Here is a 26110-nt window from a genome sequence, read left to right on the forward strand (position 1 = left end):
CTCAGGTCAGATCAGGTGAAGCGCTTCAACGCTGACATGGAGTCTGCGGGACTGTCAATCAGTGCCCCAAGCTCGCATCTTGCTTGGTGACTGACCCTTGCCGTGCGCCACGTCACATGATTACTCTCCCGACATCGTCAAGCGCTTCGACACACCGCTTTCAACGAAGAAGGGTGGGCCCTGTCATGGGGATTGAGCTGAATCGCAGAAGGTTCCTGAGCACCACGGCCTCGGTCGTGGGACTCACGGCCATGGGTGGCCTGTTGTCCGCCTGCGGCGGCGGCGCCCAGCAGGCGACCGGTGCGAACAGCGACGCCCTCAAGTCCGCGCTCCCGAGCTACGTGCCGAGCAACGCGATCAAGGCGGACATCGCCGCGGTGGCGGGCGGGCCGGACGTCATGACCGACCCCGGCTTCCTGACCTACCCGTCGAACCGGATCGCCACCGTCTCGGGCATCCCGGGCAAGGGCGGCAGGTACACGACCGTCACGCCGCTGTGGGGCACCATCCCGCCCGCCGACAACTCGTTCTACCAGGCCATGAACAAGGCCTTGGGCGTCACGCTTGACATGAAGCCGGCGGACGGCAACAACTACGCCACCATCGTCCCCACCATGACCGCCGCCAAGAAGCTGCCGGACTGGATCCAGCTGCCGGCGTGGTGGAGCTCGAACTTCAGCCTCGGCGAGCTGGCCGGGACGCAGCTGGCGGACCTGACGCCCTACCTGTCCGGTGACAACATCAAGAAGTACCCCAACCTCGCGGCTCTCCCCACGGGCGCCTGGCAGTCGGGCGCCTGGGGCGACAAGCTCTACGGCATCCCGTCGTTCTCCACCGGGTTCTCGATCGCCGGCACCACCTTCTTCCGCCGCGACGTCCTCGACGCGAAGGGCATCACGGCCGACCAGGTGAAGTCCGCCGACGACCTGATGAACCTGGGCAAGGAGCTGACCGACGCCAAGGGCGGCGTGTGGGCGTTCGACGACGTGTGGACGTACATGTTCCCTGCCTGGAACGTGCCCCTCAAGTGGAAGGTGGACAACGGCAAGCTGGTCCACAAGTACGAGATGGAAGAGCTGCTCGACGCCCTCGACTGGCACTACAAGCTCGCCACCTCGGGCTACCTGCACCCGGACGCGATCGCGGGCGACAACACCAACGCAGGCGTCCGCTTCTACTCCGGGAAGACGCTGATCGGAGGCGGCGGCGGAGGCGCCTGGAACCTGTCGGACCACCAGTCCGGCACGGCCGCCAACCCGAACTACCGGCGGGGCGCCTTCAACTTCTTCACCGCGGACGGCAAGGGCGATGCGGTGATCGAAATGGGCGCTTCCACCAGGATCCTCAGCTACCTCAACATCAACCTGAAGCCCGAGCAGATCGAGGAGCTGCTGGCGGTCGCGAACTACCTGGCCGCGCCGTTCGGCTCGGCGGAGTACACGTTGATCAACTTCGGGGTCGAGGGCGTCCACCACACGATGGTCAACGGGGTGCCGACCGCCACAGAGGAGGGCAAGAAGAACGTCCAGGCCACGACTTACCCGTTCCTGGCCGCGCCTTCTGCCGTGATCAGCAACCCCGGTGGTGATGTCGTGACCAAGGACTACACCGCCTGGCAGGCCGCGAACGTCAAGTACCTGCGCAAGCCGGTGTTCTGGAACATGAACATCAGCCTGCCCCGGTCCATGGCCACCGCCGACGCGGCGCAGGCCGTCGAGGACGCCATCAAGGACTGCTACCACGGCAAGAAGCCCGTCTCCGAGGTGAAGGACGCCATCACCACCTGGAAGTCGAGCGGAGGCGACAAGCTGATCCAGTGGATGGACGAGAACGTCCTCCAGAAGTACGGGACCGGTCAGTGAGCACCGTTGACACGGAACCGCCGGCACGGAAGAGCGGCAGGCTGAGCCTGCGGGTCAGGTTGCGGCGCGACCGGTCGCTGCTGCTGATGACCGTGCCGGCGGTCGCGTTGCTGCTGGTCTTCAACTACGTGCCGCTGTTCGGGTTGCTGACGGCGTTCCAGGACTACAACCCGCTGGTCGGGGTGTGGAACAGCGAGTGGGTGGGGTTCGACCAGTTCGAGTACCTGTTCAACGACTCGCTGTTCTGGGGTTCCTTGGGCAACACGCTCTACCTCAGCTTCGTGCAGCTGGTGCTGTTCTTCCCGATCCCGATCGCGCTGGCGCTGCTGCTGAACTCGGTGCTCAGCGAGCGGTTGCGCAACCTCATCCAGTCCATCGCCTACCTGCCGCACTTCTTCTCGTGGGTGCTCGCGATCACGATCTTCCAGCAGATGTTCGGCGGTGCGGGGCTGCTCAACCAGTTCCTGCGCAGCAACGACATCAGCACCTGGGACATCATGACCAACCCCGACACATTCGTGCTGCTGGTCACCTCGCAGGCGATCTGGAAGGAAGCCGGCTGGTCGATCATCGTCTTCCTCGCCGCGCTCGCCGCCATCAACACCGATCTGTACGAGTCGTCCGCGGTGGACGGGGCCGGGCGGTGGCGGCGGCTGTGGCACATCACCCTGCCCGGGATGGCCGGCGTCATCATGCTCATGCTGGTGCTGCGCCTGGGCAACGCGCTCACCGTCGGGTTCGAGCAGTTCCTGATCCAGCGGGAGGCGGTCGGCCACGAAGCGGCCGACGTGCTCGACACCTTCGCGTTCTACTACGGCATCGCCACCAACAACTACAGCTACGGCGCGGCGGCCGGGTTGTTCAAGAGCGTCATCTCGCTGCTGCTCATCTGGGGCGCGAACAAGCTGGCGCACGCCTTCGGCGAAGACGGGTTGTACCGGAAATGACCGAGACGCTGACCATCGAACGCACCAAAGAGAAGCGCGAAGTGACCGGTCGCAAGCCCGTCCGGCACCGGAAGCGCGCGAAACGCCCGGTCTGGGAGGAGCCGCCGACCGCGGCCGGCCAGACCGCCAAGGGCCTGACCCTCGGCATGGTCGTGGCAGTGGTCCTGGTCCCGTTGTGGATCATCGTGGTGACCAGCCTGTCCACGCAGGCGGCGGTCAACCGCGCGGGCGGCCTGGTGATCTGGCCGACCGACGTGACCTTCGAGGCGTACCGCGTGATGCTGGGCGACTCCACGGTGCGCAACGCGCTGCTGGTCAGCCTCGGCATCACGGCGGTCGGCACGGCCGTGTCCATGGCCGTGTCGATCCTGTGCGCCTACGGCCTGTCCCGGTCCGGCTCGGTGGCCCACCGCTTCATCCTGGTGCTGTTGATCCTCACGATGTTCGTCAGCGGCGGCCTGATCCCGACCTTCCTGGTCGTCACCGAGCTCGGCGGTTACGGGCAGTGGTGGGCGCTGATCCTGCCCAGCGCGGTGTCGGTGTTCAACATCCTGGTGCTGCGGGCGTTCTACTCCGACACCTCGGTCGACCTGATCGAGGCGGCGCGGATCGACGGCGCGGGTGACTGGCGAATCCTGTGGTCGATCGTCCTGCCCACGTCCCGGGCGGTGACCGCGGTCGTCGCCCTGTTCTACGGCGTCGGCTACTGGAACTCGTTCTTCAACGTGATGCTCTACATGCCGACCGACAGCGAGAAGTGGCCGCTGCAGTACGTGCTGCTGACCTACGTCAACCGGGGCAACGGGCTGCCGGGCTCGGTCAACGCCGGCTTCGGCACGCAGTTCTCGCAGACCGCGCCGCTGTCGTTGCAGATGGCAGTGGTGGTGTTGACGATCGTGCCGCTGCTGGTGGTGTACCCGTTCATGCAGAAGCACTTCCGCGTCGGCGTGCTCACGGGGGCGGTCAAGGGCTGAACCGGCACACTGTGCGCACGCGGGCTCCGGGAGCGGGCCCGGAAGAGGACGAGAAGCAGGAGCATCACGCATGGTGACACTCGCCGATGTGGCCAGGCACGCGGGCGTGTCCGCCAGCACGGTCAGCTACGTGCTCAGCGGCAAGCGCTCGATCTCCGAGGAGACCCGGCGCCGCGTCGAGCGTTCGGTGGCCGAGCTCGGTTACCACCCCAACGCCGGCGCCAGAGCGCTGGCCGCCAAGCGCTCCCACATAATCGCCTTGGTGGTGCCGCTGCGTGCCGACGTCTACGTGCCGATCATGATGCAGATCGCCATCTCGGTCACCATGACGGCCCGCCAGCACGGCTACGACGTGCTGCTGATCACCAACGACGAGGGCCCGGAGGGTGTGCGCCGGGTCGCGGTGAGCGGGTTGGCGGACGGCGTGATCCTGATGGACGTCGAGTTGGACGACGAGCGCATCCCGGTGCTGCGCGAGTTGCGCACGCAGGCCGCGCTCATCGGCCTGCCCGACGACCGGAGCGGGTTGTCCTGCGTGGACCACGACTTCAGGGCCGCGGGCGCGTTGTGCGCGGACCACCTGGCCGACCTGGGCCACCGGGAGGTCGCGTTCATCGGGTACGGCTCCGGTGTGTACCAGCGGCACGCCGGGTACGCCGAGCGCACCCTGGTGGGCTTCCGGGAACGCGCGGAAGAGAGAGGACTGCGGTTCGTGCACCGGCCGTGCGAGGGCACCTACGAGAGCACCGCGGGCACGCTGGCCCGCATCCTCGCCGACCGACCGGACACCACGGGGTTCGTGGTGCAGAACGAGGGCGCGATCGGCCCGCTGCTCAGCCTGCTGCGCATCAGCGGGCGGACGGTCCCCGAGGACGCCTCCGTGATCGCGCTGTGCCCCGAGCTGCTCGCCGAGCAGTACGCGCCCGCGTTGACGGCGGTCACCGGCCCGGCGCAGGAACTGGGCCGGGTCGCCGTCGAGCAGGTCATGAAGCGGATCACCGCGGCCGGGCGCGACGAGGAGCCGGACGACGAACTCGTCCTGCTCCGACCCGTCCTGACCGTTCGGGAGAGCACCGGCCCGCACCTCAGCCGGACTCCCAGCGCGCCCTGAACAACCGCGAGCGGCTCCCTGCGCGTCCGTCGGCCACCGGTCCGGACGCGATGAACCTTCACCACCGCCAGGAGCACACCGAATGCACTTCCGCGATCTCGGCAACGCCCTCGAATGGCGGGCCAACGGCGAGACCCTGCGCATCGAGGTGTGGGGACCCGACGCCGTCCGCGTTCGCGCGAGGACCGGCGGTCCGGTGCTCGACGACCTGCCGGGCGCGCTGCTCGACGCGCCGCCCGGCGGCAAGCCGGAGATCGGCATCGCCGAGCACCACGCGACCCTGGTCAACGGGGCGCTGACGGTGCGGGTCGACGCCGACACCGACGGCTCGGTCACCCCGTACCTCCCGGCGACCGCGGGCGCACCGGCCGACGTGCTCGGCCCCGACCTGCTCGTCGCACCCGTCACCGCCGCGGGAGCCCGGGAGCGCACCGGGCACCTGCCCGCCGGAGCCCGGTGGACCGACGCGTGGACGGGCCAAGAGCACGCGGGCGGGCAGACGGTCACCGTCGCCGCCCCGATCGAACGCATCCCGCTGTTCGTGCGCGACGACGCACGACTGCCACTGCGCAAGGAGCAGGCATGACGGCGCACGAACTGACCGAGCGGCTCGGCGGTCTCGCGTTCGGCGGTGACTACAACCCCGAGCAGTGGGACAAGCAGGTCTGGGCCGAGGACGACGAACTGATGCGCCAGGCGCGGGTCAACCTCGCCACGGTCGGGGTGTTCTCCTGGGCCCTGCTGGAACCCGAGGAAGGCCGCTACGACTTCACCTGGCTCGACGCCCACCTCGACCGCCTGCACGCCAACGGTATCGCCGTCGACCTGGCCACGCCGACCGCCTCCCCTCCCCCGTGGTTCACCACGGCACACCCGGACGCGCTGCCGGTGACCGCCGAGGGCGTCCAACTCGTCCACGGCAGCCGTGACACCTACTGCCTCGCCGCCTCGGCCTACCGCGACGCGGCCCGCCGCATCGCCTCCGCCTTGGCCGAGCGCTACGGCCGACACCCCGCGGTCGCGCTGTGGCACGTGCACAACGAGTACGCCACGCTCTGCTGGTGCGACCACGCCGCCGCCGCGTTCCGCACCTGGCTGCGCGACCGGCACGGCACGCTGGACGCGCTGAACGAGGCGTGGGGCACGGCGTTCTGGAGCCAGCGCTACACCTCCTGGGACGACGTCCTGCCGCCACGCGCCACGCAATGGCACCACAACCCCGGGCAGACGCTGGACTTCCGCCGCTTCGGGTCCGACCTGGCCCTCGCCGCCTACCGGGAGCAACGCGACGCGATCCGCGCCCACAGCGACCTCCCGGTGACCACCAACCTGATGCTGCCCGGCTACCAGAACCTCGACCTGTGGGCGTTCGGCCGCGAACTGGACGTCGTGACCATCGACCACTACCCGGACAGGCCGGGCCTCGACGCCGCGGCGGACACGGCGTTCGGCGCGGACCGCGCCCGTTCGTTCGGCGGCGGCCGGCCGTGGTTGCTCATGGAGCAGGGCACGAACACCGTCTACGCCGAACGCCGGGTGCTGCCGAAGGACCCGGGCGACATCCTGAGGCACACGCTCAGCCACATCGCGCGCGGCTCGGACGGCGCGCTGTTCTTCCAGTGGCGCCAGTCGAAGGCGGGCGCCGAGACGTGGCACTCGGCGATGGTGCCGCACGCCGGGCCGGACAGCCGGATCTTCCGGGAGGTGACGGAGGTCGGCGACGCCGTCGCCCGGCTCGCGGAGGTGGCCGGGTCGACGGTGACCGCCGAGGTGGCCGTGCTGCACGACGCGGAGGCGTGGTGGGCGTCGGAGGCGGACGGTCTGCCCTCGCCGGACCTCGACTACCACGCGATGCTGCGGCGGGCGCACCGGGCGTTGTGGGACGCGGGGGTCGTCACCGACTTCGCCCACCCGGAGCACGACCTGAGCCGCTACCGACTCGTCCTGGCACCCGCCCTGGTCCTGCTGTCCGACGCGGGGGCGGCGAACCTGCGCCGCTACGTCGCCGACGGCGGCACGCTGCTCGTCCAGCACTTCAGCGGCGTGGTCGACGAGCACCCCCACGCCCGCCTCGGCGGCTACCCGGCCCAGCCACTGCGCGAAGCCCTCGGCGTCCGGGTCGAAGAGCCGCGGCCGTTGCGCCGAGAGGAGCGGATGACGCTGTCCGACGGCGCGCACGGCACGGTGTGGAGCGAGTACCTGCACCTCGACGGCGCGGAGGCGATCGCCGCCTACACCCACGGGATGCTCGCCGGACGCCCGGCGCTCACCCGCCACGCCTTCGGCGCCGGCCACGGCTGGTACCTCTCCACCGTCCTCGACACCTCCGACTACGCCGCGCTGGTCGACCGACTGCTGCGGGAAGCCGGTGTGGCCCGCGAGTGGCCGCCCGGAGTGGAAGCCGTCACCCGCGGCGGGTGGTGCTTCCTGTTCAACCACGGCGATGACACCGTCCCGCTCGCCCAGACCGCACACGACCTGCTCACCGGTGGACCGCTGACCGAGCTGCCGTCCCACGGCTGTGCCGTGCTCCGGATGCCCTGACCCTCACCGAACCCGTCGATCACACCGTGCGCCGTGCCGCACCGGTGCGCTGGAGCGCGCCCCAACCACGAAGGGCCTGATGGGATGTCACCGAACCCCAGCACGTTCGCCAACCCCGTGATCGCGGGCTTCCACCCCGATCCGAGCGTGTGCCGCGTCGGCGAGGACTACTACCTCGTCTGCTCCAGCTTCGAGTACTTCCCCGGCGTGCCGATCTTCCACAGTCGCGACCTGGTGCACTGGACGCAGATCGGCAACGTCCTGGACCGGCCGGGCCAACTGCGCCTCCCGCTCGACTCGCCGTCGTCCGCCGGTGTCTACGCGCCGACCCTGCGCCACCACGACGGCCGGTTCTGGCTGATCACCACGAACGTGAGCGGCGACGGCAACCTCCTGGTCACCGCCACCGACCCCGCCGGACCCTGGTCGGACCCGATCCTGCTGCCCGACCTGCCCGGCATCGACCCGGACCTCGCCTGGGACTCCGACGGCACCTGCTGGTGCACGATCGCGGGGGTGGCGCAGGTCCGGATCGACCCGCACACCGGGGAGGTGCTCGACGCGCCGCGGCGGATCTGGTCCGGTGCGCCCGGCGCGAAGGCGCCGGAAGCGCCGCACCTGTACCGGATCGGCGACTACTGGTACCTCCTCATCGCCGAAGGCGGCACCGAACGCGGCCACGGCGTCTCGATCGCCCGCGGCCGCACCCCCTCCGGCCCGTTCGAGCCGTGCCCGGACAACCCGATCCTGACCCACCGCGGCACCGATCACCCGATCCAGAACACCGGGCACGCGGACCTCGTGCAAGGGCCGGACGGCTCCTGGTGGATGGTGCTGCTCGGCGTGCGGCCGGGCGGCGGGACCCCCGGCTGGCACGTGCTGGGCAGGGAGACGTTCCTCGCGCCCGTGACCTGGGTGGACGACTGGCCGGTCGTCGGCCCGCTGGCGCCCGAGGGGACCGTGCCGTGGCCGCTGCGGCCGGGTCCGGCCGAGGCGTCCCGCGACGACTTCGACCTGCCCGCGCTCCCCCCGGCCTGGATCTCGCTGCGCGACCGGCAGGAACGGCACTGCACGACGAAGGAACGCGCCGGGTGGCTGACCCTCCACGCGCGCGGTGAGTCCCTGGACGACTGCGACGTCGTGTTCGTCGGCCGCCGCCAGCAGCACCGGTCCTGCCGGGCGCGCACGCTCGTGGACACCTCCAGCGGAACCGGTGGCCTCGCGTTGAGGCTGGACGAGGAGCACCACTACGAGGTCGAGGCGACCGCCGGCGAGGTGCGGGTGGTGGCCCGCGTCGGCACGCTGAAGTCCGTGGTCGCGTCCCGGGCCGTACCCGCCGGGCCACTGGTCCTGGGCGTGGACGTGCACGAGGAGAAGACCCTCCGGGACGCGCGCACCGGCCCCGACACCGTCCACCTCGGTTTCGGCGAACCGGACGGGACGTTCACCACCCTCGCCACCCTCGACGGCCGCTACCTCTCCACCGAGGTCGCGGGTGGCTTCACCGGTCGCGTCATCGGCCTGCACGCCACGGCGGGCACCGTCCACTTCGACTGGTTCGACTACGAGTCGCTCGACGGCTGACCCGGCGCGGCGCGCGCGTGTCCCCTGCCGCGACGCTTCCAACGACAGCGAAGGTCACCGCCATGGAACGGACCCCGCCGACCACACGACCTCCTGACCGCACCAGCCGCACCGCCACGTTCGGAGAACCGACGCCATGACCGCACTGCCACCGCGCGTCCTGTTCGGCGCCGCCTACTACCACGAGTACCAGCCGTACGACCGGTTGAAGACCGACCTGGACCTGATGGCGCAAGCGGGGTTCACCGTCATCCGGGTGGGCGAGTCGGTGTGGTCCACCTGGGAACCGGAGAACGGGCGGTTCGACCTCGACTGGATCACGCCGGTGCTCGACGGCGCCCACGAACGCGGCATCTCCGTCGTCCTCGGCACACCCACGTACGCCGTGCCGCCGTGGCTGTCCCGGCAGTACCCCGAGATCGCCGCCGAGCACGCCACCGGGCAGCGCATGGGCTGGGGAGCCCGCCAGGAGGTGGACTTCACCCACCCCGCGTTCCGCTTCCACGCCGAACGCGTGAGCCGCCAGATCCTCGTCCGGCACGGCTCGCACCCGGCGGTCATCGGCTTCCAGGTGGACAACGAACCGGGCCTGCGGCTGCCGCACAACCAGGGCCTCTTCCAGCGGTTCGTGGACGACCTGCGCGCGCGGTACGGGACCGTGGAGGCCCTCAACCAGGAGTGGGGCCTGGTCTACTGGTCGCACCTGCTCTCCACCTGGGCCGACCTCTGGACACCGGACAACAACGCACAGCCCCAGTACGACGTCGCGTGGCGAGCGTTCCAGGCTCGCCAGACCACCGAGTTCGTCGCCTGGCAGGCGGACATCGTGCGGGAGTACGCGAGCCCCGACCAGTTCGTCACCACGTGCATCTCCTACGGCCACCCGGCCTTCGAGGACGACGAACTCACCGACGCGCTGGACGTCACCGCAGGCAACCCGTACTACGACATGCAGGACGGGCTCGTGCTACCCGATCCGACACCCGACGACCACGAGCAGCAGCACTGGAAGACCACCGGCGTGTGGGCGCTCTACGAGAACGCGGACCGCGTCTTCTCCTCCCGCCAGGAGCCGTTCCTGATCACCGAGACCAACGCACAGGCGGTCGGCGGCACGTCGGACAACCGACCGGGCTACGACGGGCAGTGGCGGCAGGCGGCCTGGGCACTGGTCTCGCGTGGCGCGCGGATGGTGGAGTACTGGCACTGGCACACGCTGCACTTCGGCGCGGAGACCCACTGGGGCGGCGTCCTGCCGCACAGCGGTCGTCCCGGACGGGTCTACGCCGAGATCGCCCGCCTCGGCGCCGAGTTCGACACCGCCGGCGCCCTGGTGGCCGGGATCGAGCCGGACTCCGACATCGCGCTGGTCTACTCGATGCCGAACAAGTGGCTGATGCAGAAGTACCCGCCGTTGGCGACCGCGGACGGCGGTCCGGACCACGCCTCGTACCACCGCATCTTCGACTCGTTCTACCGCGGCGTCTTCGAGGCGGGCCGGCAGGCGCGCATCATCCACACCCGCCAGCTGCACCAGCGCTCGACTCCCGAGGCCGCGGTGCAAAACCACCCCGTTCTGATCGCCGCCGGCCTGTACATCGCCGACGACGCGACGCTCGACTGGCTCGCCGCCTACGCGCACGCCGGTGGTCACCTGGTCCTCGGTCCCCGGACAGGTTACGCGGACCACGAGGCGCGCGCACGGCCCGAGCCGGCCCCGCCGCGGCTCGTCGTAGCCGCGGGCGTGTGGTACGACGAGTTCAGCAACCTGGCCACTCCGCTGCCCGTCCGCGCCGCACCGGACAGCCCGCTCGACCTCGGCACCGACGCGACCGCGACGCGGTGGGCGGAAGGCCTGACCACGGTGGACGCGGACGTGCTCGCCGAGTACGACCACCCGCACTTCGGCCGCTGGCCCGCCGTCACCACCCGCCGTCACGGAGCCGGCCGCGTCACCTGCGTGGGCACCGTGCCGGGGCGCGCCCTCGCCCGGAGCCTGGCGGCCTGGCTCGCGCCCGTCCCCGTCAGCGGCTGGGCCGACCTGCCTGCCTCCACCACCGCGACCACCGGGACGTCACCGGACGGCCGCCGCGTGCACGTGGTCCACAACTGGAGCCCGCTGCCCACGGAGGTCCGGGCGCCGCGCGACTTGACCGACGTGCTGTCCGGCGATGCGGTCGGCGCCGGCCAGCCCATGCACCTCGACGCGTGCGATGTGCGGATCTTCACCGCGGGCGACTAGTCCCGCGGCTCTCCACAAACAGTGGCGGATCACCGGTTCGTGACCGGTTCGCCGCTCTCATGGCTGTTTGCTCCACCTGAGGATGTGAGGAGTTCCATGTTCGGATTGCGCAGAAGGACACGACCGGCCCGCCATCGGATCGGTGTCGTGGCGGCCGGGGTCGCGGCCCTGACCGCGAGCCTGATCACGGTGACGGCGAACGAGGCCGTCGCGGCGGAGGCCGGGTGCACCGTGGCGTACTCGGTCACGGGCCAGTGGTCGGGTGGCTTCAACGCCGACGTCGCCGTGACCAACCACGGCGCCGCGGTCGACGGCTGGCGGCTGAGCTGGGAGTGGCCGTCCGGTCAGCAGGTCCGCAACGCGTGGAACGCGAAGGTGACCGAGTCCGACAACCAGGTCACCGCCGCGGACGCCAGCTACAACGCCAAGATCACGACGAACTCGACGGTGAAGTTCGGTTTCATCGGCACCTGGGAGGAAGCGAACACGGCGCCGTTGTCGTTCTCGCTCAACGGTGTCACCTGCGTCCACGGCGGGAAGCAGCTCAGCGCGATGGAGCACACCGCGGCGATGCAGCCGGGGTGGAACCTCGGCAACACGCTGGACTCGGTCGGGATGCCCGGCGACGAGACGTCCTGGGGCAACCCGCGCATCACGGAAGCCCTGCTGGACAACGTGAAGGCGCAGGGCTTCAAGAGCGTCCGCCTCCCCGTCACGTGGACTGCGCGCGTGGGCCCGGGGCCGGACTACACCATCGATGCGGCGTACCTGAACCGCGTCAAGGAGGTCGTGCGCTGGGCGTTGGCGCGCGACCTGTACGTCATGATCAACCTCCACCACGACTCGTGGCAGTGGACCTGGAAGATGCCGACCGAGCACGACCAGGTGCTCAACCAGTTCAACAGCATCTGGACGCAACTGGCGGGCGCCTTCACCGAGTTCGGGCCCAAGCTGACGTTCGAGAGCTGGAACGAGCCGCAGTTCACCGGCAGCACGGGCAAGCCGCAGGAGATCGAGCTCAACGCCGAGCTGAACGCGTCGTTCCACGACATCGTGCGCCGATCGGGCGGCAACAACGCCAAGCGCCTGCTGGTCCTGCCGACCCTGCACACCTCGTCCGAGCAGGTGTACGTCGACCCGTTGGTGGAACAGATCCGGGGGTTCAACGACCCCAACCTGATCGCGACCGTGCACTACTACGGCTACTGGCCGTTCAGCGTGAACGTCGCGGGCGGCACGCGCTTCGACGCCGGTGTCCAGAAGGACGTCACCGACACGTTCGACCGCGTTCACACCAGCTTCGTCGCGCGCGGCATCCCGGTGATCATCGGTGAGTACGGCCTGCTCGGTTTCGACCGGCACACCGGCACCATCGAGCAGGGTGAGAAGCTGAAGTTCTTCGAGTACTTCGGCTACCAGGCGCGCAGCAAGAAGGTCACCACGATGTTGTGGGACAACGGCCAGCACTTCAACCGCACCTCGTTCCAGTGGAACGACCCGGAGCTGTTCGCGCAGATCAAGTCGAGCTGGAAGACCCGCTCCGGCACGGCCTACACCGACCAGGTGTTCAACGCGAAGTCGAGCCCCATCACCGCCAAGACGATCGCGCTCAACCTCAACGGCACTTCGTTCACCGACCTGTACCACGGCAACACGAAGCTGGTGCGCGGCCGGGACTACACGCTCGAGGGTGACCAGCTCACCCTGACCGCCTCGGCGCTGACAAGGCTGAGCGGCTCGCGGGACTACGGCACGAACGCGGTGCTGACGGCCCGCTTCTCCCAGGGCGTGCCGTGGAAGTTCTACGTCATCACCTATGACACCCCGGTGTTGTCCGACGCCACCGGGACGACGGACTCGTTCGCCATCCCGACGGCCTTCCGCGGCGACCAGCTCGCCACGATGGAGGCCAAGTACGACGACGGCACCAACGCGGGCCCGCACGACTGGACGTCCTTCAAGGAGTTCGACCGGTCGTTCGCGCCCAACTACACGGACGGTCGCACCACCCTGACGGCGGAGTTCTTCGGCGCTGTCAAGGACGACCAGCGGGTGACGCTCACGTTCCACTACTGGAGCGGCGAAAAGGTGACGTACTACGTCACCAAGTCGGGCACGTCGGTCACCGGCACGACCGCCTGACCGAACCGGGATCGGGTCGACGCGAAGACCGCCGAAGGCCGTGAAAGGCCTTCGGCGGTCTTCTGCGTGGCGGCCTCCTGGTGGCGGTCTTATGGGGGGGCGGCCGTTCCCGTCACGGAGTGCGGGTCTAGCGACCGGGAAGTCGCCAGGTCTGGTTGAGCGGGGTGCCCTGGGTCACGGGGTTGCAGGGCCACTGGTGGACCACGGCGCCCTGCGCGGTGGAGACACCGTTGACGTCGACGCACTTGCCGCTGTGCCGGGCCACGAGCTGGTGGTCGTCGGGGTCGTTGCCGGCGTAGGTGACCTTCCGCAGGGTGAACTGCTGGTTGACACCGCTGTTGCAGGCCCACTGGATGACCGCGGCGCCGTCCGCGGTGGACGCCGCGTTGACGTCCAGGCACTTGCCCGACTGCTGGTTGACGACCGTGTAGGTGTCGGCGAGCCCGGCCACCGGGCGGAAGTTCCACCGCTGCTCGTCACCGGTTCCGCAGGAGGACTGCCGCTGCTGGGTGCCGTCGGCGGTGCTGCGGTTCGGGTTGGTCAGGCACTGCTGCGAGTGCTGGGCGACCGCGGTGGACTGGAAGGAGCCGTCACCGGTGCCCGTGGGCGGTAGGACGGTGATGGTGAACGAGTCGTCGACGTTGGAGTGCGGCAGGTTCACGGTGGTGGCGTTGCCGGACAGGGTCACGACCGTGTTCAGGACGGTCACCGGGCCCCCGACCGCCGCACCGCCGTTGTGCGGGATGCGTTCGGCGAGCACCCGCACCTGGTTGTTCAGCACGATGCCTTCGGTGGCGTCCAGGCGCCGCAGGTTCACCGCGATGTTGCCGGTCGTGCGGCCACCACCGACCAGGACCTTGGCCTCACCCGGCGCCTTCGTCGCGAACCCGTCGTAGGACTGGCTGGGCGTGACCGAGGCGATCTGCCCGGTCTGGGAGCCGTAGAACCGGTAGACCCACCACTCGCCCTTCGGCTGGTGCTGCCCCGCCGAGTTCCGGACGAGCAGGTTGCCGAGGTCGTTGTGCAGGTTGCCCGCGCTCGCCCAGTTGGCGCGCAGGCCGTCCGCGCCGGCGCGCTCCAGGCGGGCGATGTACCAGGAGCCGTCACCGGGGTTCTGCTCGTTGGACGCGCCGTACTCGTTGATCTGGTACGGCCGCGGGTGCGGGATGCCGCGCGCGTCGAGGGTGGCGTTGGCCGTCGCCACGTTCGCGACCGGGTCGCCGGGCAGGGAGTGCCAGCTGATGATGTCGGGCACGGCGTTGTTGGCCTTGACGAAGTCCAGGTACTGAGTCCACCACCCGGAGGACGACGGCACGCAGGCGCAGCTCGGGCCGACGATCAGGTGAGCGGGGAACTCGGCTCGGATGCGCTGGTACGTGCGCCGCCAGAGCTCGAAGTACTGCGACTGCGGGCGGTTCCAGAACAGCGTGATGTTGGGCTCGTTCCAGATGTCCCACTGCACCGGCGCCCCGGTCGCCCGCACGTCGGCGATCAAGCGGGTGAGGAAGTTGTCGTAGTCGGTCCAGTTGCCGTTGTCGCCCGGGAACCGGGAGATCGGGTAGCCGTCGGCGCCCCACAGGTCGTGGGGCAGCAGGATGAACTCACCACCGAGCGACCGGGTACGTAACAACTGGGCACGGGTCGCGTTCCACCTGCGGTCGTACTTGCCCGACACCCAGCCCCCCGGGCTGTCGAGCTGCGCGCCACCGGCACGCATGTACCGGAACTTCACGTCGCGGAAGAAGTTGTCCGCGGGCGCCGACGCGTCCTCGGACATGCCGTAGATCCAACCGGACGCCCGGTAGGTCGGGGAACCGCCGGCGACGGAGAAGTCGACCGCGATCGACTCGTCCCCGGCCTGGGCCGGTGCGGTCGTCATGACGAGGGATGCGGCGACCAGAGCGCCGATCGTGAGAAGAGCGGGACTGCGACGGCGCTTACGCCGCCGGTCAGGTGTCGTGTCCACGCGTGACTCCTAGGGAGAGGAGGACCAGTTCGCCGTTGAACCATGAGGACCCCGGATCGGCGGATAGAGGGTCGAACCGGTTCGACTAACGGCAGACCGTACGCGCAGCCCTGCGAGCGGCGCAACGGTCCGCACCGACGTGACGCCGAGAAGTCAGTTCAGCGGGGGCTTAACACCGCGCGCTCATCCCAACGGTTCGACTCCGCGACCGGCGAATCGACATGCATCGATGACACGGCGTGCGGACTTCGGCGCGCGGTTGCCCAGATCATCACGCGACGCGGCGCAGTCGAACCGGTTCGATGACGAAGGCGGGCGATCAAGCAGATACCGCAGGAGCCGCCCTGCGGCCGGCCGGCGCGGACTGGTTGCCCGCACTGCCGGTCCGCAACGGCGGCTCCCGCGGCGGTGTTCTGGCGAAACCTGTGGACGCGGGCGCAGGACCTGATCAACCGGACGATGCCGGACAACCCCGCGCCGGTGGGTCAGGCGACGCTGCAGGCCGCGCCGTTGAGGGTGAACGAGGCCGGTTTGTCGGTGTTGCCGGTGTGGTTGGCCTGGAAGCCGATGCTCACCGACCCGCCGGGTGCGATGTTGCCGTTGTAGGAGGCGTTCCTGGCCGTGACCTGTCCCGACGTGGGCGAGTAGGAGGCGTTCCACCCGGAGGTGATCGTCTGCCCGCCGGGCAGGGTGAACGCCAGCGACCAGCCGCTGATCGGCGCGCTACCGGTGTTCGTGATGACGATCTCCGACGTCAGGCCGCTGTTCCACGCGTTGATGGTGTCGGTCACCTTGCAGCCGTCACCGGGCGGGTTCGTGGTCGTGGTCGTGGTTGTCGTCGTGGTTGTCGTCGTGCTCGTTGTGGTGGTCGTCGTGGTGCCGGGGCCGCCCTGGAACTGGGAGATGAACTTCCACGCCTCGCCCTTGGTCCAGGTCCGGACGCCGCTCTCGGTGTAGGTGCCGTCCACCGGACCGGGCATGTGACCGTTGTCGAACGCCGCCCACTGCACCGGGTACCCCGCACGGCACGAGTAAGTCGTGGTGATGTGGGTCATGCTGCCCTGCGACGGCTCACGAGGACTCTGCGGCGTGCAGCCGTTGTTCGCCACGAACCGATCACGCAACGACCGCCCCTGCGAAATGTTCAGCACGTTGTCCGTGATGCCGTGCATGCCGAAGTACGCGATCGGCTGACTACCACCGCTACACCCGCTCAACTGCGCACCCGCGTACACCACCACCGCACGGAACACCGTCGCCCGAGCACACGCCAACGCGTAGCTCATCCCACCGCCGTAACTGAACCCCATCGCGAAGCGCAACGCCGTGTCGACGCACAGGTCGGCCTCGATCCGCCGCAGCATGTCGTCGGTGAACGTCACGTCCTCGCCGCCGGAGTTCGCCCAGCCGTTGCCCAGGCCCTGCGGCGCCACCAGGATCGCGCTGTTGTTCGACTGCTCCTGCATCCCGTAGTACGACCACGCCGTCCCACTCGTCCCACCGGACGACACGTCGTTCATCGTCCCACCACGCCAGTGGAACCCGAAGATCAACCGGTACGGACGGGTGTTGTCGTAGCCGTCCGGAACCCGCAGGATGAAGCTGCGGCTCTTGCCGCCGCTCTGGATCGTGTGCGTCCCACTGCGCAACGTCGGGGCCTTGCCACAGCCGGCGCTCGACGCGAGCGCACCGACCTGCGTGGACGGCGCGGCCGCACCGAGTCCTCCGCTCAACGCCGTGCCGGTCACCGCCGCGGCGAGGAGCACCGCCGCCAACGCGGGCCCTAATAGCCTGCGCATGATCATCAGCAACTCTTTTCTGCCGTTCGGACATGGACTGCATGGGCGGCGGAAGTGATCAGGTCAGCAGGTGGAGTTGGTCTGGGTCAGCAGGCCGAGCCGCCAGGGCAGCCGGTTGTAGTCACCGCCCGAGTTGGGGTCCATGCCCTGGTACAGGAAGCGCAGGTTGCAAGGGCTGATCTCCATGAGCTGGTCGTGGCCGGAGCGGACCAGCTCGCCGTGGCTGATGTCCCGCGTCCACTGCCCGCTCGGGAACGTCACGGTGTTGGAGCGTGCGAACGGGTTGGACTCGGAGTCGGCCAGCGCGGTCCACGGTCCGGTGATGGCGGGCGCGGTCCAGGAGCGGAACCAGCGCCTGCCGTCCGAGCCGATCGCCTCCTGGAGCAGCAGGTACTGGTTGCGGCCCTGGACCTTGTAGACGTTGGTCGCCTCGAACAGGCGGTTCTGGTTGGAGTCCTGCATGGCGATCACGGTGTTGGTGAACCCGTTGGGGTAGTTCGCGACCGTGGTCTCCGACCGGTAGATGTGACCGTTGTCGTCGGAGGAGAACAGGTAGCACTTGGCGGTGTCGCAGACGACCCAGAAGTCGACCCAGTAACCGTCACCGATGTTGTCCCGGACGATCTGCGGCATCCCGTTGGCGTAGAACCTCTTCGGCGCGCTCCACGACCGCGGGTTGGCGATGTCGGTCGTGGTCGAGTACGCCGCGTTGTCACCGGTCTGGTAGACCAGGTACCACAGGTTCTGCGGCGCGAAGTAGAACACGTGCGGCGCGGCCTTGTAGCTGGAGCCGATCGCGGTCGTGTCCAGGTAGGTGTGCGGTGCCGAGGACGCCTGCGACCAGTCGCTGAAACTGGTGTACATCAGGTTGTAACCGTTGGTGTAGGTCGAGGCGAACACGTGGTACTTGCCGTTGTAGTAGACGACGCTCGGGTCCTTCACCGCCACGTTCGCGTGGGTGGCGTCCGGCTTCGGGCTGATCAGGATCCCGCTGGAGGACCAGCGGAAGCTCGACGGCAGGTTCCCGGTCGGCGGGGTGGTCGTCGTGGTCGTGGTGGTGGTGGACGAGGAGGTCGTGGTGGAGGTCGTGGTCGTGGGGTCCACGCCGCCGGTGCACGGGGTGCCGTTCAGGCTGAAGCTCGCCGGTGCGGGGTTGCTCCCGGTCCACGAGCCGTTGAACCCGAACTCGACCCGGCCCCCGGTCGGGATCGACGCGTTGTAGGAGACGTTGCGCGCCGTCACCTGTCCCCCGCTCTGCGACACGTCGGCGTTCCACGCCTGCATCACCTGCTGACCGGCGGTGAACGACCACGTCAGCGTCCACCCGTTGACCGCGTCGCCCACGTTCGTGATGGACACGTTCGCGGTGAACCCGCCCTGCCACTGGGACGGCGCGGAGTAGGCGACCGAGCAGCCCGGCGCGGCCGAGGCGGGCACCGACACCCCCGTCAGCACGGAGAGGGCGACTACCGGCGTGAGCGCCGCGACGGCCAGCTTGGCGCGCCTCGACGTGAAACGTCGTAACGAGAGCATGACTTGCCTTCCTGGGGTGAGCGCGGCAGTCCTCAATGGATGGTTCGCACCGGAGAGCTGTGCCGGCACGGGACGGGCACCACATCGAACGCGCACAGCGCAGGAGGCGATCGCATCGCTGTCCCCATCGTCGTCGTTGACGTACGGTCGCGGCGGAGTTGCCAGACCGACAGGGTCCGAAACTTTCGGTGGAGAGACCTCCACTTTCGAGCCAATCTAGCCGGCGGCGCGCGCGGCGGTCAACGCTCAAAGAAGCTAAAATTGTTAGCGCTCACCCCGGTATCGCATGGTTTCACACGTGATCACACGCGGTATTCCATGCTGCTCGTGCGCGCGAACCGCAAACGAGAGTTTCGACGCGGCGTGCGCCGATCAGGGGGCGATGATCCGCCACTGCTGCCGCACGTCGGCGGTGTACGTCATCAGGTCGACGCGGCACCGGTCCAGGTAGCCGCCGGCGTTCAGAGCCAGACCGCTCACCCGGTTGGTGAGGAAGTAGTGGCGGCCGTCCCCGGTGGGGGTGATCGCCCAGTGCTGGTGCGGATCGTCCGAGTCGCTCCCGTGCACGACCGTCGTGCCGTCCGCACGGGAGCGGCCGGCGGCTTCCAGCAGCGTGCCGGTGCCGGCGTTGCGGATCTTGTAGTAGCCGCTGTCGGCGCGGGTGATCGTCCACTCCTGCGCACCGCCGTCCCGGGTACGGACCTCGGTGCCGAAGACCCCCGCCACCAGGCCGCTGTCCCGGGGCACGAGTCGGTAGGCGGTGCGGTCGCCGGGGAAGGCCGTGGAGATCAGGGCGGGTCGGTCGACGCGACCGCCGATGTGCAGGCCACCGACGCGGGCGAAGCCGCCGGTGCCCGCCGTGACCTCGACGCGGACGTACCCGGCGGCCACGGCGGGCCACTCGACGAACTTGGTCGTGCGGTCACCCGGCCAGGCGGCCGTGGCGACCTCGGTGAACGTCACCCCGTCCGTACTGGTGGAAACGGTGCACGCGGTGACGTCACCGTCGATGGCGTCGGTGCGATGCCATTGCTTGGGCAGGTACTCCAGGGCGGAGACGTCGCTCAGCGCCGTCTGCGGGTCCGGCGTGCCGGCGTTCTTCCCTGCTGAGGACATGGCGGAACTCCAAAGTCCGGCGGTCGGGATGGTGATCGGTGCGCGTGACGACGTCGGCTACCCGGCGTCCGCCCCCGAACGCCTCAGGCGCAACAGCACGGCGGACGGTGCCGCCGGCAGGGTGAGCGTGAGCTCGGCCGTGTCGGGGTGCCACGTGGTGGCGGCCCGACCGGCGCCGGGGTAGAGCAGGTCGACCACGACGTCCGCGCCGAGCAGGTGTGGCAGGCGCAGCGTCGCGGTGTCCTCGGTGCCGGGTCGGCGCCACGCGGTGAGGTACGTGGTGGCGGGTGTGCGCAGGGCGAGGGCGATCCACGGGTCGTCCCAGGCGGGCAGGCCGAGCGGCCAGACCGGCACGGCCCGCGGCAGGTCGGCGCGGATGCTCTTGTACACCGTCACGGCCTCGTGCACGAGCGCGCGGGCCTCGGGGCGGAGTTCCGGGATCCGCCCGGACAGGTGCACCCGGCCGAGGAGTGCGTTGACCATGGTGAAGGCGACTTCGTCCAGCGAGTCGTCCGGCTGCGGGTAGGCCCAGACCGCGCCCTGCTCCGGGGTGACCGCGGTGGGCGCGGCGGCCGCGATGGGCGCGTAGAGCACCAGGCTCTCCTGGTCGCTGGTGGACTGCACCTGCAGCCGGGACAACAGCGCGTGGTCCATCCGCATGCCGCCGGAAGCGCAGTTCTCCACGACCAGGTGCGGGTGGCGGTCCAGGACGCCGTCGAGCCAGTCCAGCTGGGCGCGGTTGTGGCCGAGCAGACCGGCGCCCGGGCTCTCGCCGGGGTGGCCACTGGTGCCGACGCCGACGTCGATGTTGTGGTCCAGTTTGAGGTAGCCGACGCCCCACTCGCCGACCAGGCGGTCCACCACCCGGTCGAGGTGGGCGCGGGCGGCGGGGTGGCGCAGGTCGAGGTGGTAGCGGCCCGATTCGACGACGCGCACGCCGTCGCGCCGGAAGAACGCCTCCTCGGGCAACGCGTCGGCGACGGTGCTGCGGACCCCGATCACCTCCGGTTCCAGCCACAGACCGGGGACCATGCCGCGTTCCCGGATGCGGTCCAGAACCTCGTGGAGACCTCGCGGCCCGGGGAAGCGGGAGTGGGACGCCTCCCAGAGCCCGACGGTGTCCCACCAGTTCTCGGCCTCTTCGGCGTACCAGCCGGCGTCGATGACGAAGTACTCCGCACCCGCCTCGGCCGCGGCGTCGATCAGCGGCAGCAGCTTGGCGGTGGTGGGGTCGCCCATCAAGCAGTTCATGTAGTCGTTGAAGATGACGGGCAAGCGCTCGTGGTCGGGGTGCGGTCGGCGCGTCGCACGGCGGTAGTCGGTCAGCGCGGCGAAGGCGACGTCGGTCCCGCCGTCGGAGCTGAACGCGAGGGACACGGGCACGGTGCGGAACTCCGCGCCGGGTTCGAGGGCGTGGTGCCAGCCGTGGTGACCGTCGCAGGGGCCGAACGCCGCCAGGTAGGCGGCGCCCTCGCGTTCGCCGCACTCCCAGCGCCAGCCGCCCCCGTTGTGCTCGACCTGCCACACCCACGCCCGGCCGGTCCGGCGGTCGGCCAGACCACCCATCGGCAGTTGGCCGCAACTGGACCAGACGCCCTGGCCGGCCAGCACGAACGCTCCCCGACCGTTGGACATCCGCACGCGCCTGGTGAGGGCCGGCGAGGTCAGCCGCAGCGGTCGGCGCTGCCAGCGGCACTCGGCGAACCAGTCGTTGTCCGCCCACAGCAGGTCGGCGTCGTCCAGCGCATCCGCCCGCGCCGGCGTGAGGCCCCCCACCGCGAGCGAGCTGACCGCCTGCAGGTGCAGGGTGGTGTCGCCCTCGTTGCGCAGGACGACCTCGCCGCGCAGTGCGGGGACGCCGTCCGGCGAGCCGTAGACCACCTCGGCGACCAGGCCGGTCTCCGGGTCGTCGAGTTCGACGGTGAGCACGTGCCAACCGTCCTCGTGGGTCGAACGGTGCGTCCGGTAGCGGAGCCGCTCGCCGATCACGGAGTGGATGAAGCGGTTGCCCGACCACCAGCGGCCGTGGCCCACCGCCGTCACGGCCACCAGCGGCACCGCCGCGCCCGGGTCGTGCTCATCGGGGACGTCACCGGGCGAGCCGAGTCGGGCCAGTCGGATGACACCGTCCCCCGTGAGGCTGAACTCGGCCGCCAAGGTCCCGTGGCCCCACTGGATCGTCTGCGGTTCGTTGGTCACGATGAATCCCAGTGTCGAAGCGCTTGAACTGTCGCATTGAGGTTAGCCATGCACATTGACCTTCAACAAGGGCTCCAACAGCGCGAACATTCCTTGCAGTCGCATGATTGACAGACCAGCGGGACGCATGCGAACGTCGAAGCGCTTCACCACCGCGCATCCGAAGGACTCCCCCATGCCGTTGACCGACTCCCCGCACGACGAACTGGCCCACTACCGCCCGGACTCCAGCCCTCCGGAGGATTTCGACGCCTTCTGGGAGCGCACCCTCGCGGCGGCACGCGCCTGCGGCGGGGCAGTGAAGGCCGAGCGGGTCACCGACCGGCACCTGCTGCGCACCGTCGATGTGGACGACGTGCGGTTTCCCGGTTGGAACGGCGAACCGGTGGCCGCCTGGCTGCTGCGCCCACGCGACGCCGAAGGTCCGTTGCCCGTGGTCGTGACCTACATCGGCTACAGCGGAGGTCGTGGGCTGCCCACCGACCACCTGCTCTGGTCCGCCGCCGGGTACGCGCAGCTCGTGGTCGACAGCCGCGGCCAGGGCCACGACACCCCGGACTCGACGGAGGGCCACGGCACGCAGTGGGCCGAGGGCTTCATGACCCGCGGCGTCGACTCCCCCGAGCACTACTACTACCGGCGTCTCATCACCGACTGCGTCCGGGCGGTGGACGCGGTCGCCGACCTGCCCGGCCTGGATCCCCGGCGGGTGATCGTCGCCGGCGGCAGCCAGGGCGGCGGCCTCGCGCTCGCCGTCGCGGGACTGGCGCCGGACGGCGTGGCCTCGGTCCTGCCGGACGTCCCCTTCCTGTGCCAGTTCCGCCGGGCGGCGGAGATCAGCGGCGAAGGCCCGTACCAGGAACTCGCGAAGTACCTGCGCTGGCACAGTCGCCAGCACGTGCAGCGGACCTTTGCCACGTTGTCCTATTTCGACGGTGTCCACTTCGCCCAGCGGGCGACGGCGCCGGCGCTGTTCAGCGTCGGCCTGATGGACCCGGTCTGCCCGCCTTCCACCGTCTACGCCGCCTTCAACCACTACGCGGGCGAGGACCGGACCATGACCGTGTGGCCCTTCGCCGACCACGGCGGCGGCTACGGCTCCAATCCAGCCGTGCAACTGGCCTGGCTGCACGAGCGCGGGCTTGCCGCACCGGCCTGACCCACGCTCTCGGTCGACGGCGGGCGGACGCTGTCCCGCTCCACCAAGGTCGGCGCGATGGTGCGCTGCGAGTCGCCGATCTCGTGGTCGCCGACCTGGGCCAGCAGCAGGTCCAGCGTCTCCCGGGCGACGGCGTCGAAGTCCGGCCGCACGGTCGTCAGCGACGGAATCAGGTAGCCGGCCTCGGGCACGTCGTCGAAGCCGACCACGCTCACGTCGTGCGGCACCCGCCTGCCGTGCTCGCTCATCGCACGCAGGATGCCGAGCGCCAGGTGGTCGTTGGCCGCGAAGACCGCGGTCACCTCGGGCATCTGCGCCAGCCTCTGCCCCGCCCGGTACCCCGACGCCGCGCTCCAGTCCGCGGGCAGCAGCGGCGGCGCCTCCAGACCCGCGTCCTCCAACGCCGACCGCCAGCCGCGCACCCGACCCGCGCTGTCGAACCAGTCCGGCGGACCGGAGACGTGCCACACCGTGCGGTGGCCCGCGTCGAGCAGGCAGCGGGTCGCCGCGTAGGCGCCCGCCACCTGGTCGACGGTCACCAGCGGGGTGGACCGCTCCGGGTCGCCGTCCACCATCACCAACGGCACGCCGGGCGGGATGGCGTCGATCGCGTCGCTCACCGAAGCCGTGGGTGCGATGACGACGATGCCCGCCACCCGCTGGTCGCGGTGCCGCTCCAGGGCCCTGGTGACGGACCCGTGGTCCGCCACGTCCACCCGATGCGCGGTCACCACGAACCCCACCTCGGCCGCCGCCTGCTCGAACGCCGCCAGCAGCGAGACCGGCCCGTACAGGGTGGAGTTCTGCGCCACCACGCCGAGCAGTTGCGAACGGCCCGTCACCAGGGCGCGCGCCACCCGATTCGGCCGGTAGCCCAGCTGGTCGATCGCCGCCTGGACCCGCAGCCGCGTCGGCTCGCTGACGTGCTGGTGCCCGTTGAGCACCCGCGACACCGTCTGGTGCGAGACTTGCGCGAGCCGGGCGACATCCGCCATCGCGGGCACGTCGAAGCTCCTGTTCCCCACTACCGTCCCATCTGCGTGGTGCTCGCGCTTGAGTCCTCCCCCGGCCGTGGTCAGGCCGTGGTGCAGGTGGCGCCGTTGAGGGTGTACGAGGAGGGTTTGTCGGTGTTGCCGGTGTGGTTGGCCTGGAAACCGATGCTCACCGACGCGCCGGGTGCGATGTCGGCGTTGTAGGAGGCGTTCCTGGCCGTGACCTGTCCCGACGTGGGCGAGTAGGAGGCGTTCCACCCGGAGGTGATCGTCTGCCCGCCGGGCAGGGTGAACGCCAGCGACCAGCCGCTGATCGGCGCGCTACCGGTGTTGGTGATGGTGGTGTCCGACGTCAGACCGGTGTTCCACGCGTTGACGGTGCTCGTGACCCGGCAGGAGCCGCCCGGATCCGGGGTGGTCGACGTCGTGGTGGTCGTGGTGGTTGTCGTCGTGGTGGTGGTCGTCGGGAAACCGGAGCCCTTGACCACGTAGACGGCGGTGCCGTGGGCCGGCACGGTGGCGGAGAACTTGCCGTCGCTCGTCGGGACGTTCGCGTTCGTCCAGGCGTCCCGCACGGTGATGTCCACGCCTTCCAGGCCGCCGACCGCCCAGCGGTCGGTGCTGATGGTGGTCGGGCTGGAGCCCTGGTTGAACAGGGCGACCGCGACTTGGTTGCTCGACAGCGTCTTGGACAGGATGCGGCGCGTGCCGTCGTTGCTGACCTGCCGGGCCTGGTAGCCGAGGGGGTCCTGGTTGATGGCGATGAGGTTGGGGTTCTTCAGGATCGCCTGCGTGGCGGCGTCCATGTTCCGCAGGTCGTTGCCGGCGATGAGCGGCGAGGCCATGATCGCCCACAGCGCGAAGTGGCTGCGCATCTCGGTGTCGTTCATGCCACCGCGGCCGACTTCGAGCATGTCCATGTCGTTGAACGACCCGGGCTTGGCGTAGGAGGCCAGGGGCACGGTGACGTTGACGATGTTCTGGATGCCCATCGGGTAGCCGTTGGTCTGCCCGGTGTCCCACTTGTTGGTGATGTCCTCGGTGGTGCGCCACATGTTCGACACGTCGCCCCAGTTGCGCCGGGGCCCGGTCTTGTCGTGGATGCTGTTGGAGTTGATGCTGTAGACGATCGGGCGGCCGGTGGCGCGCAACGCGTCGCGCATCTTCGCGAACGTGCGCACCTGGTCGTCCATCGTCCCGCTCGGCGAGCACCAGTCGTACTTGAGGTAGTCCACGCCCCACGCGGCGAACTGGCGGGCGTCCTGCTCCTCGTGGCCCAGCGCCCCGGTCGAACCGGGGTAGGAGTTGAAGTACTGGGCGCACGTCTCGGTCAACGGCGCCTGGTAGATCCCGAACTTCAAGCCCCTGGCGTGGATGTAGTCGCCGAGGGCCTTCATGCCGCTGGGGAACCGGCCCGGGTCGCCCTGGAGGTTGCCCGCCGAGTCACGGTTGGGGTTCATCCAGCAGTCGTCCACCACCACGTACTGGTAGCCGGCGTCGCGCATTCCGGAGCTGACCATCGCGTCGGTCATCTGCCTGATCAGCGTCTCGTTGATGTTGCAGCCGAACGTGTTCCACGAGTTCCAGCCCAACGGTGGCGTGCGCGCCACACCGTTGTCCAGGGCTCGGGCGGGGTCGGCGTTCAGCACCGTCACCATGCCTGCCGCCACCAGCAGCGCCGCGGACATGGCGTGCGCGACGCGATGCCTCCAGGGTGAGCGTTTCATGGTCTTCAGTCCCCTTCGCTGTTCATCATTGACAGCGGTCGCGGCGGCGGCGCTCGACACGGTGGGGGTCGCGGTCTGCGGAGCTACCCCGGTCACCAGGCAAATGTAGCCATGCCCGGATCGACCGGTCAAAGCTAAAAATGTGAGCGCTAACTTTAGCTACCCGCTCCGAATCTCGCGTTGAACGACATTCGACAAGGTCGCATTAGCGCA

Annotated in this window: 17 protein-coding genes; 10 read left to right on the plus strand and 7 right to left on the minus strand. The window is 69.6% G+C overall.

What is annotated here, in order from left to right; all coding sequences use genetic code 11:
- The first annotated feature begins 185 nt into the window (after nt 1–185).
- From ALI22I_RS47000 to ALI22I_RS47040, 9 genes are all read left to right on the plus strand, one after another.
- Nucleotides 186–1862: a Tat pathway signal sequence domain protein gene (locus ALI22I_RS47000; protein ID WP_143532794.1), complete on the plus strand. Its 1677-nt coding sequence runs from the start codon at nt 186–188 to the stop codon at nt 1860–1862.
- Complete coding sequence (locus tag ALI22I_RS47005; protein ID WP_077011976.1) at nt 1859–2809, plus strand: ABC transporter permease; 951 nt, start codon at nt 1859–1861, stop codon at nt 2807–2809. The genes ALI22I_RS47000 and ALI22I_RS47005 overlap by 4 nt, the downstream gene beginning before the upstream one ends.
- Nucleotides 2806–3783 (plus strand): carbohydrate ABC transporter permease, encoded by a 978-nt coding sequence (locus ALI22I_RS47010; protein ID WP_077011977.1) that lies wholly within the window; start codon nt 2806–2808, stop codon nt 3781–3783. The genes ALI22I_RS47005 and ALI22I_RS47010 overlap by 4 nt, the downstream gene beginning before the upstream one ends.
- A gap of 70 nt (nt 3784–3853) precedes the next feature.
- Nucleotides 3854–4894, plus strand: coding sequence for a LacI family DNA-binding transcriptional regulator (locus ALI22I_RS47015; protein ID WP_077011978.1), 1041 nt, complete (start codon nt 3854–3856; stop codon nt 4892–4894).
- A gap of 82 nt (nt 4895–4976) precedes the next feature.
- On the plus strand, nt 4977–5480 hold the full coding sequence (locus ALI22I_RS47020; protein WP_077011979.1) for a TIM-barrel domain-containing protein: 504 nt from the start codon (nt 4977–4979) through the stop codon (nt 5478–5480).
- Nucleotides 5477–7438, plus strand: a complete 1962-nt coding sequence (locus tag ALI22I_RS47025; RefSeq protein ID WP_077011980.1) for a beta-galactosidase — start codon at nt 5477–5479, stop codon at nt 7436–7438. The genes ALI22I_RS47020 and ALI22I_RS47025 overlap by 4 nt, the downstream gene beginning before the upstream one ends.
- 84 nt (nt 7439–7522) lie before the next feature.
- Nucleotides 7523–9022: a glycoside hydrolase family 43 protein gene (locus tag ALI22I_RS47030; protein WP_077011981.1), complete on the plus strand. Its 1500-nt coding sequence runs from the start codon at nt 7523–7525 to the stop codon at nt 9020–9022.
- Between the two features lie 136 nt (nt 9023–9158).
- Nucleotides 9159–11264, plus strand: coding sequence for a beta-galactosidase (locus tag ALI22I_RS47035; protein ID WP_077011982.1), 2106 nt, complete (start codon nt 9159–9161; stop codon nt 11262–11264).
- Between the two features lie 96 nt (nt 11265–11360).
- Nucleotides 11361–13406, plus strand: a complete 2046-nt coding sequence (locus tag ALI22I_RS47040) for a cellulase family glycosylhydrolase (protein WP_179118574.1) — start codon at nt 11361–11363, stop codon at nt 13404–13406.
- 127 nt (nt 13407–13533) lie between these two features.
- Here the strand turns inward: ALI22I_RS47040 and ALI22I_RS47045 are convergent, their stop codons facing one another.
- The 5 genes from ALI22I_RS47045 to ALI22I_RS47065 form a co-directional block, all read right to left on the minus strand.
- Nucleotides 13534–15372, minus strand: coding sequence for an RICIN domain-containing protein (locus ALI22I_RS47045; protein WP_077011983.1), 1839 nt, complete (start codon nt 15370–15372; stop codon nt 13534–13536).
- A gap of 485 nt (nt 15373–15857) precedes the next feature.
- Nucleotides 15858–17177 carry a cellulose binding domain-containing protein gene (locus ALI22I_RS47050; RefSeq protein WP_077011984.1) on the minus strand — a complete coding sequence of 440 codons (1320 nt, stop codon included), beginning with the start codon at nt 17175–17177 and terminating at the stop codon, nt 15858–15860.
- Nucleotides 17178–17234: 57 nt separating this feature from the next.
- Complete coding sequence (locus ALI22I_RS47055) at nt 17235–18704, minus strand: non-reducing end alpha-L-arabinofuranosidase family hydrolase (protein WP_077011985.1); 1470 nt, start codon at nt 18702–18704, stop codon at nt 17235–17237.
- A 372-nt stretch (nt 18705–19076) separates the two neighbouring features.
- Nucleotides 19077–19820 (minus strand): RICIN domain-containing protein, encoded by a 744-nt coding sequence (locus ALI22I_RS47060; RefSeq protein WP_077011986.1) that lies wholly within the window; start codon nt 19818–19820, stop codon nt 19077–19079.
- 57 nt (nt 19821–19877) lie between these two features.
- The gene (locus tag ALI22I_RS47065; RefSeq protein WP_077011987.1) at nt 19878–22019 is read right to left on the minus strand and encodes a glycoside hydrolase family 36 protein; all 2142 of its coding nucleotides are present in this window, start codon (nt 22017–22019) and stop codon (nt 19878–19880) included.
- A 175-nt stretch (nt 22020–22194) separates the two neighbouring features.
- Here ALI22I_RS47065 and ALI22I_RS47070 point away from each other — a divergent pair, with 175 nt between their 5' ends.
- A complete protein-coding gene (locus ALI22I_RS47070; RefSeq protein WP_077012152.1) occupies nt 22195–23178 on the plus strand; it encodes an acetylxylan esterase in 984 nt (327 codons plus the stop codon).
- Here the strand turns inward: ALI22I_RS47070 and ALI22I_RS47075 are convergent.
- Nucleotides 23112–24173 (minus strand): LacI family DNA-binding transcriptional regulator, encoded by a 1062-nt coding sequence (locus ALI22I_RS47075; protein ID WP_083752563.1) that lies wholly within the window; start codon nt 24171–24173, stop codon nt 23112–23114. The genes ALI22I_RS47070 and ALI22I_RS47075 overlap by 67 nt on opposite strands.
- Nucleotides 24174–24253: 80 nt before the next feature.
- Nucleotides 24254–25897: a cellulose binding domain-containing protein gene (locus ALI22I_RS47080; protein ID WP_077011988.1), complete on the minus strand. Its 1644-nt coding sequence runs from the start codon at nt 25895–25897 to the stop codon at nt 24254–24256.
- Between the last annotated feature and the right edge of the window lie 213 nt (nt 25898–26110).

Origin of the sequence: Saccharothrix sp. ALI-22-I (assembly GCF_001984175.1) — a bacterium.
GTDB lineage: Bacteria > Actinomycetota > Actinomycetes > Mycobacteriales > Pseudonocardiaceae > Actinosynnema.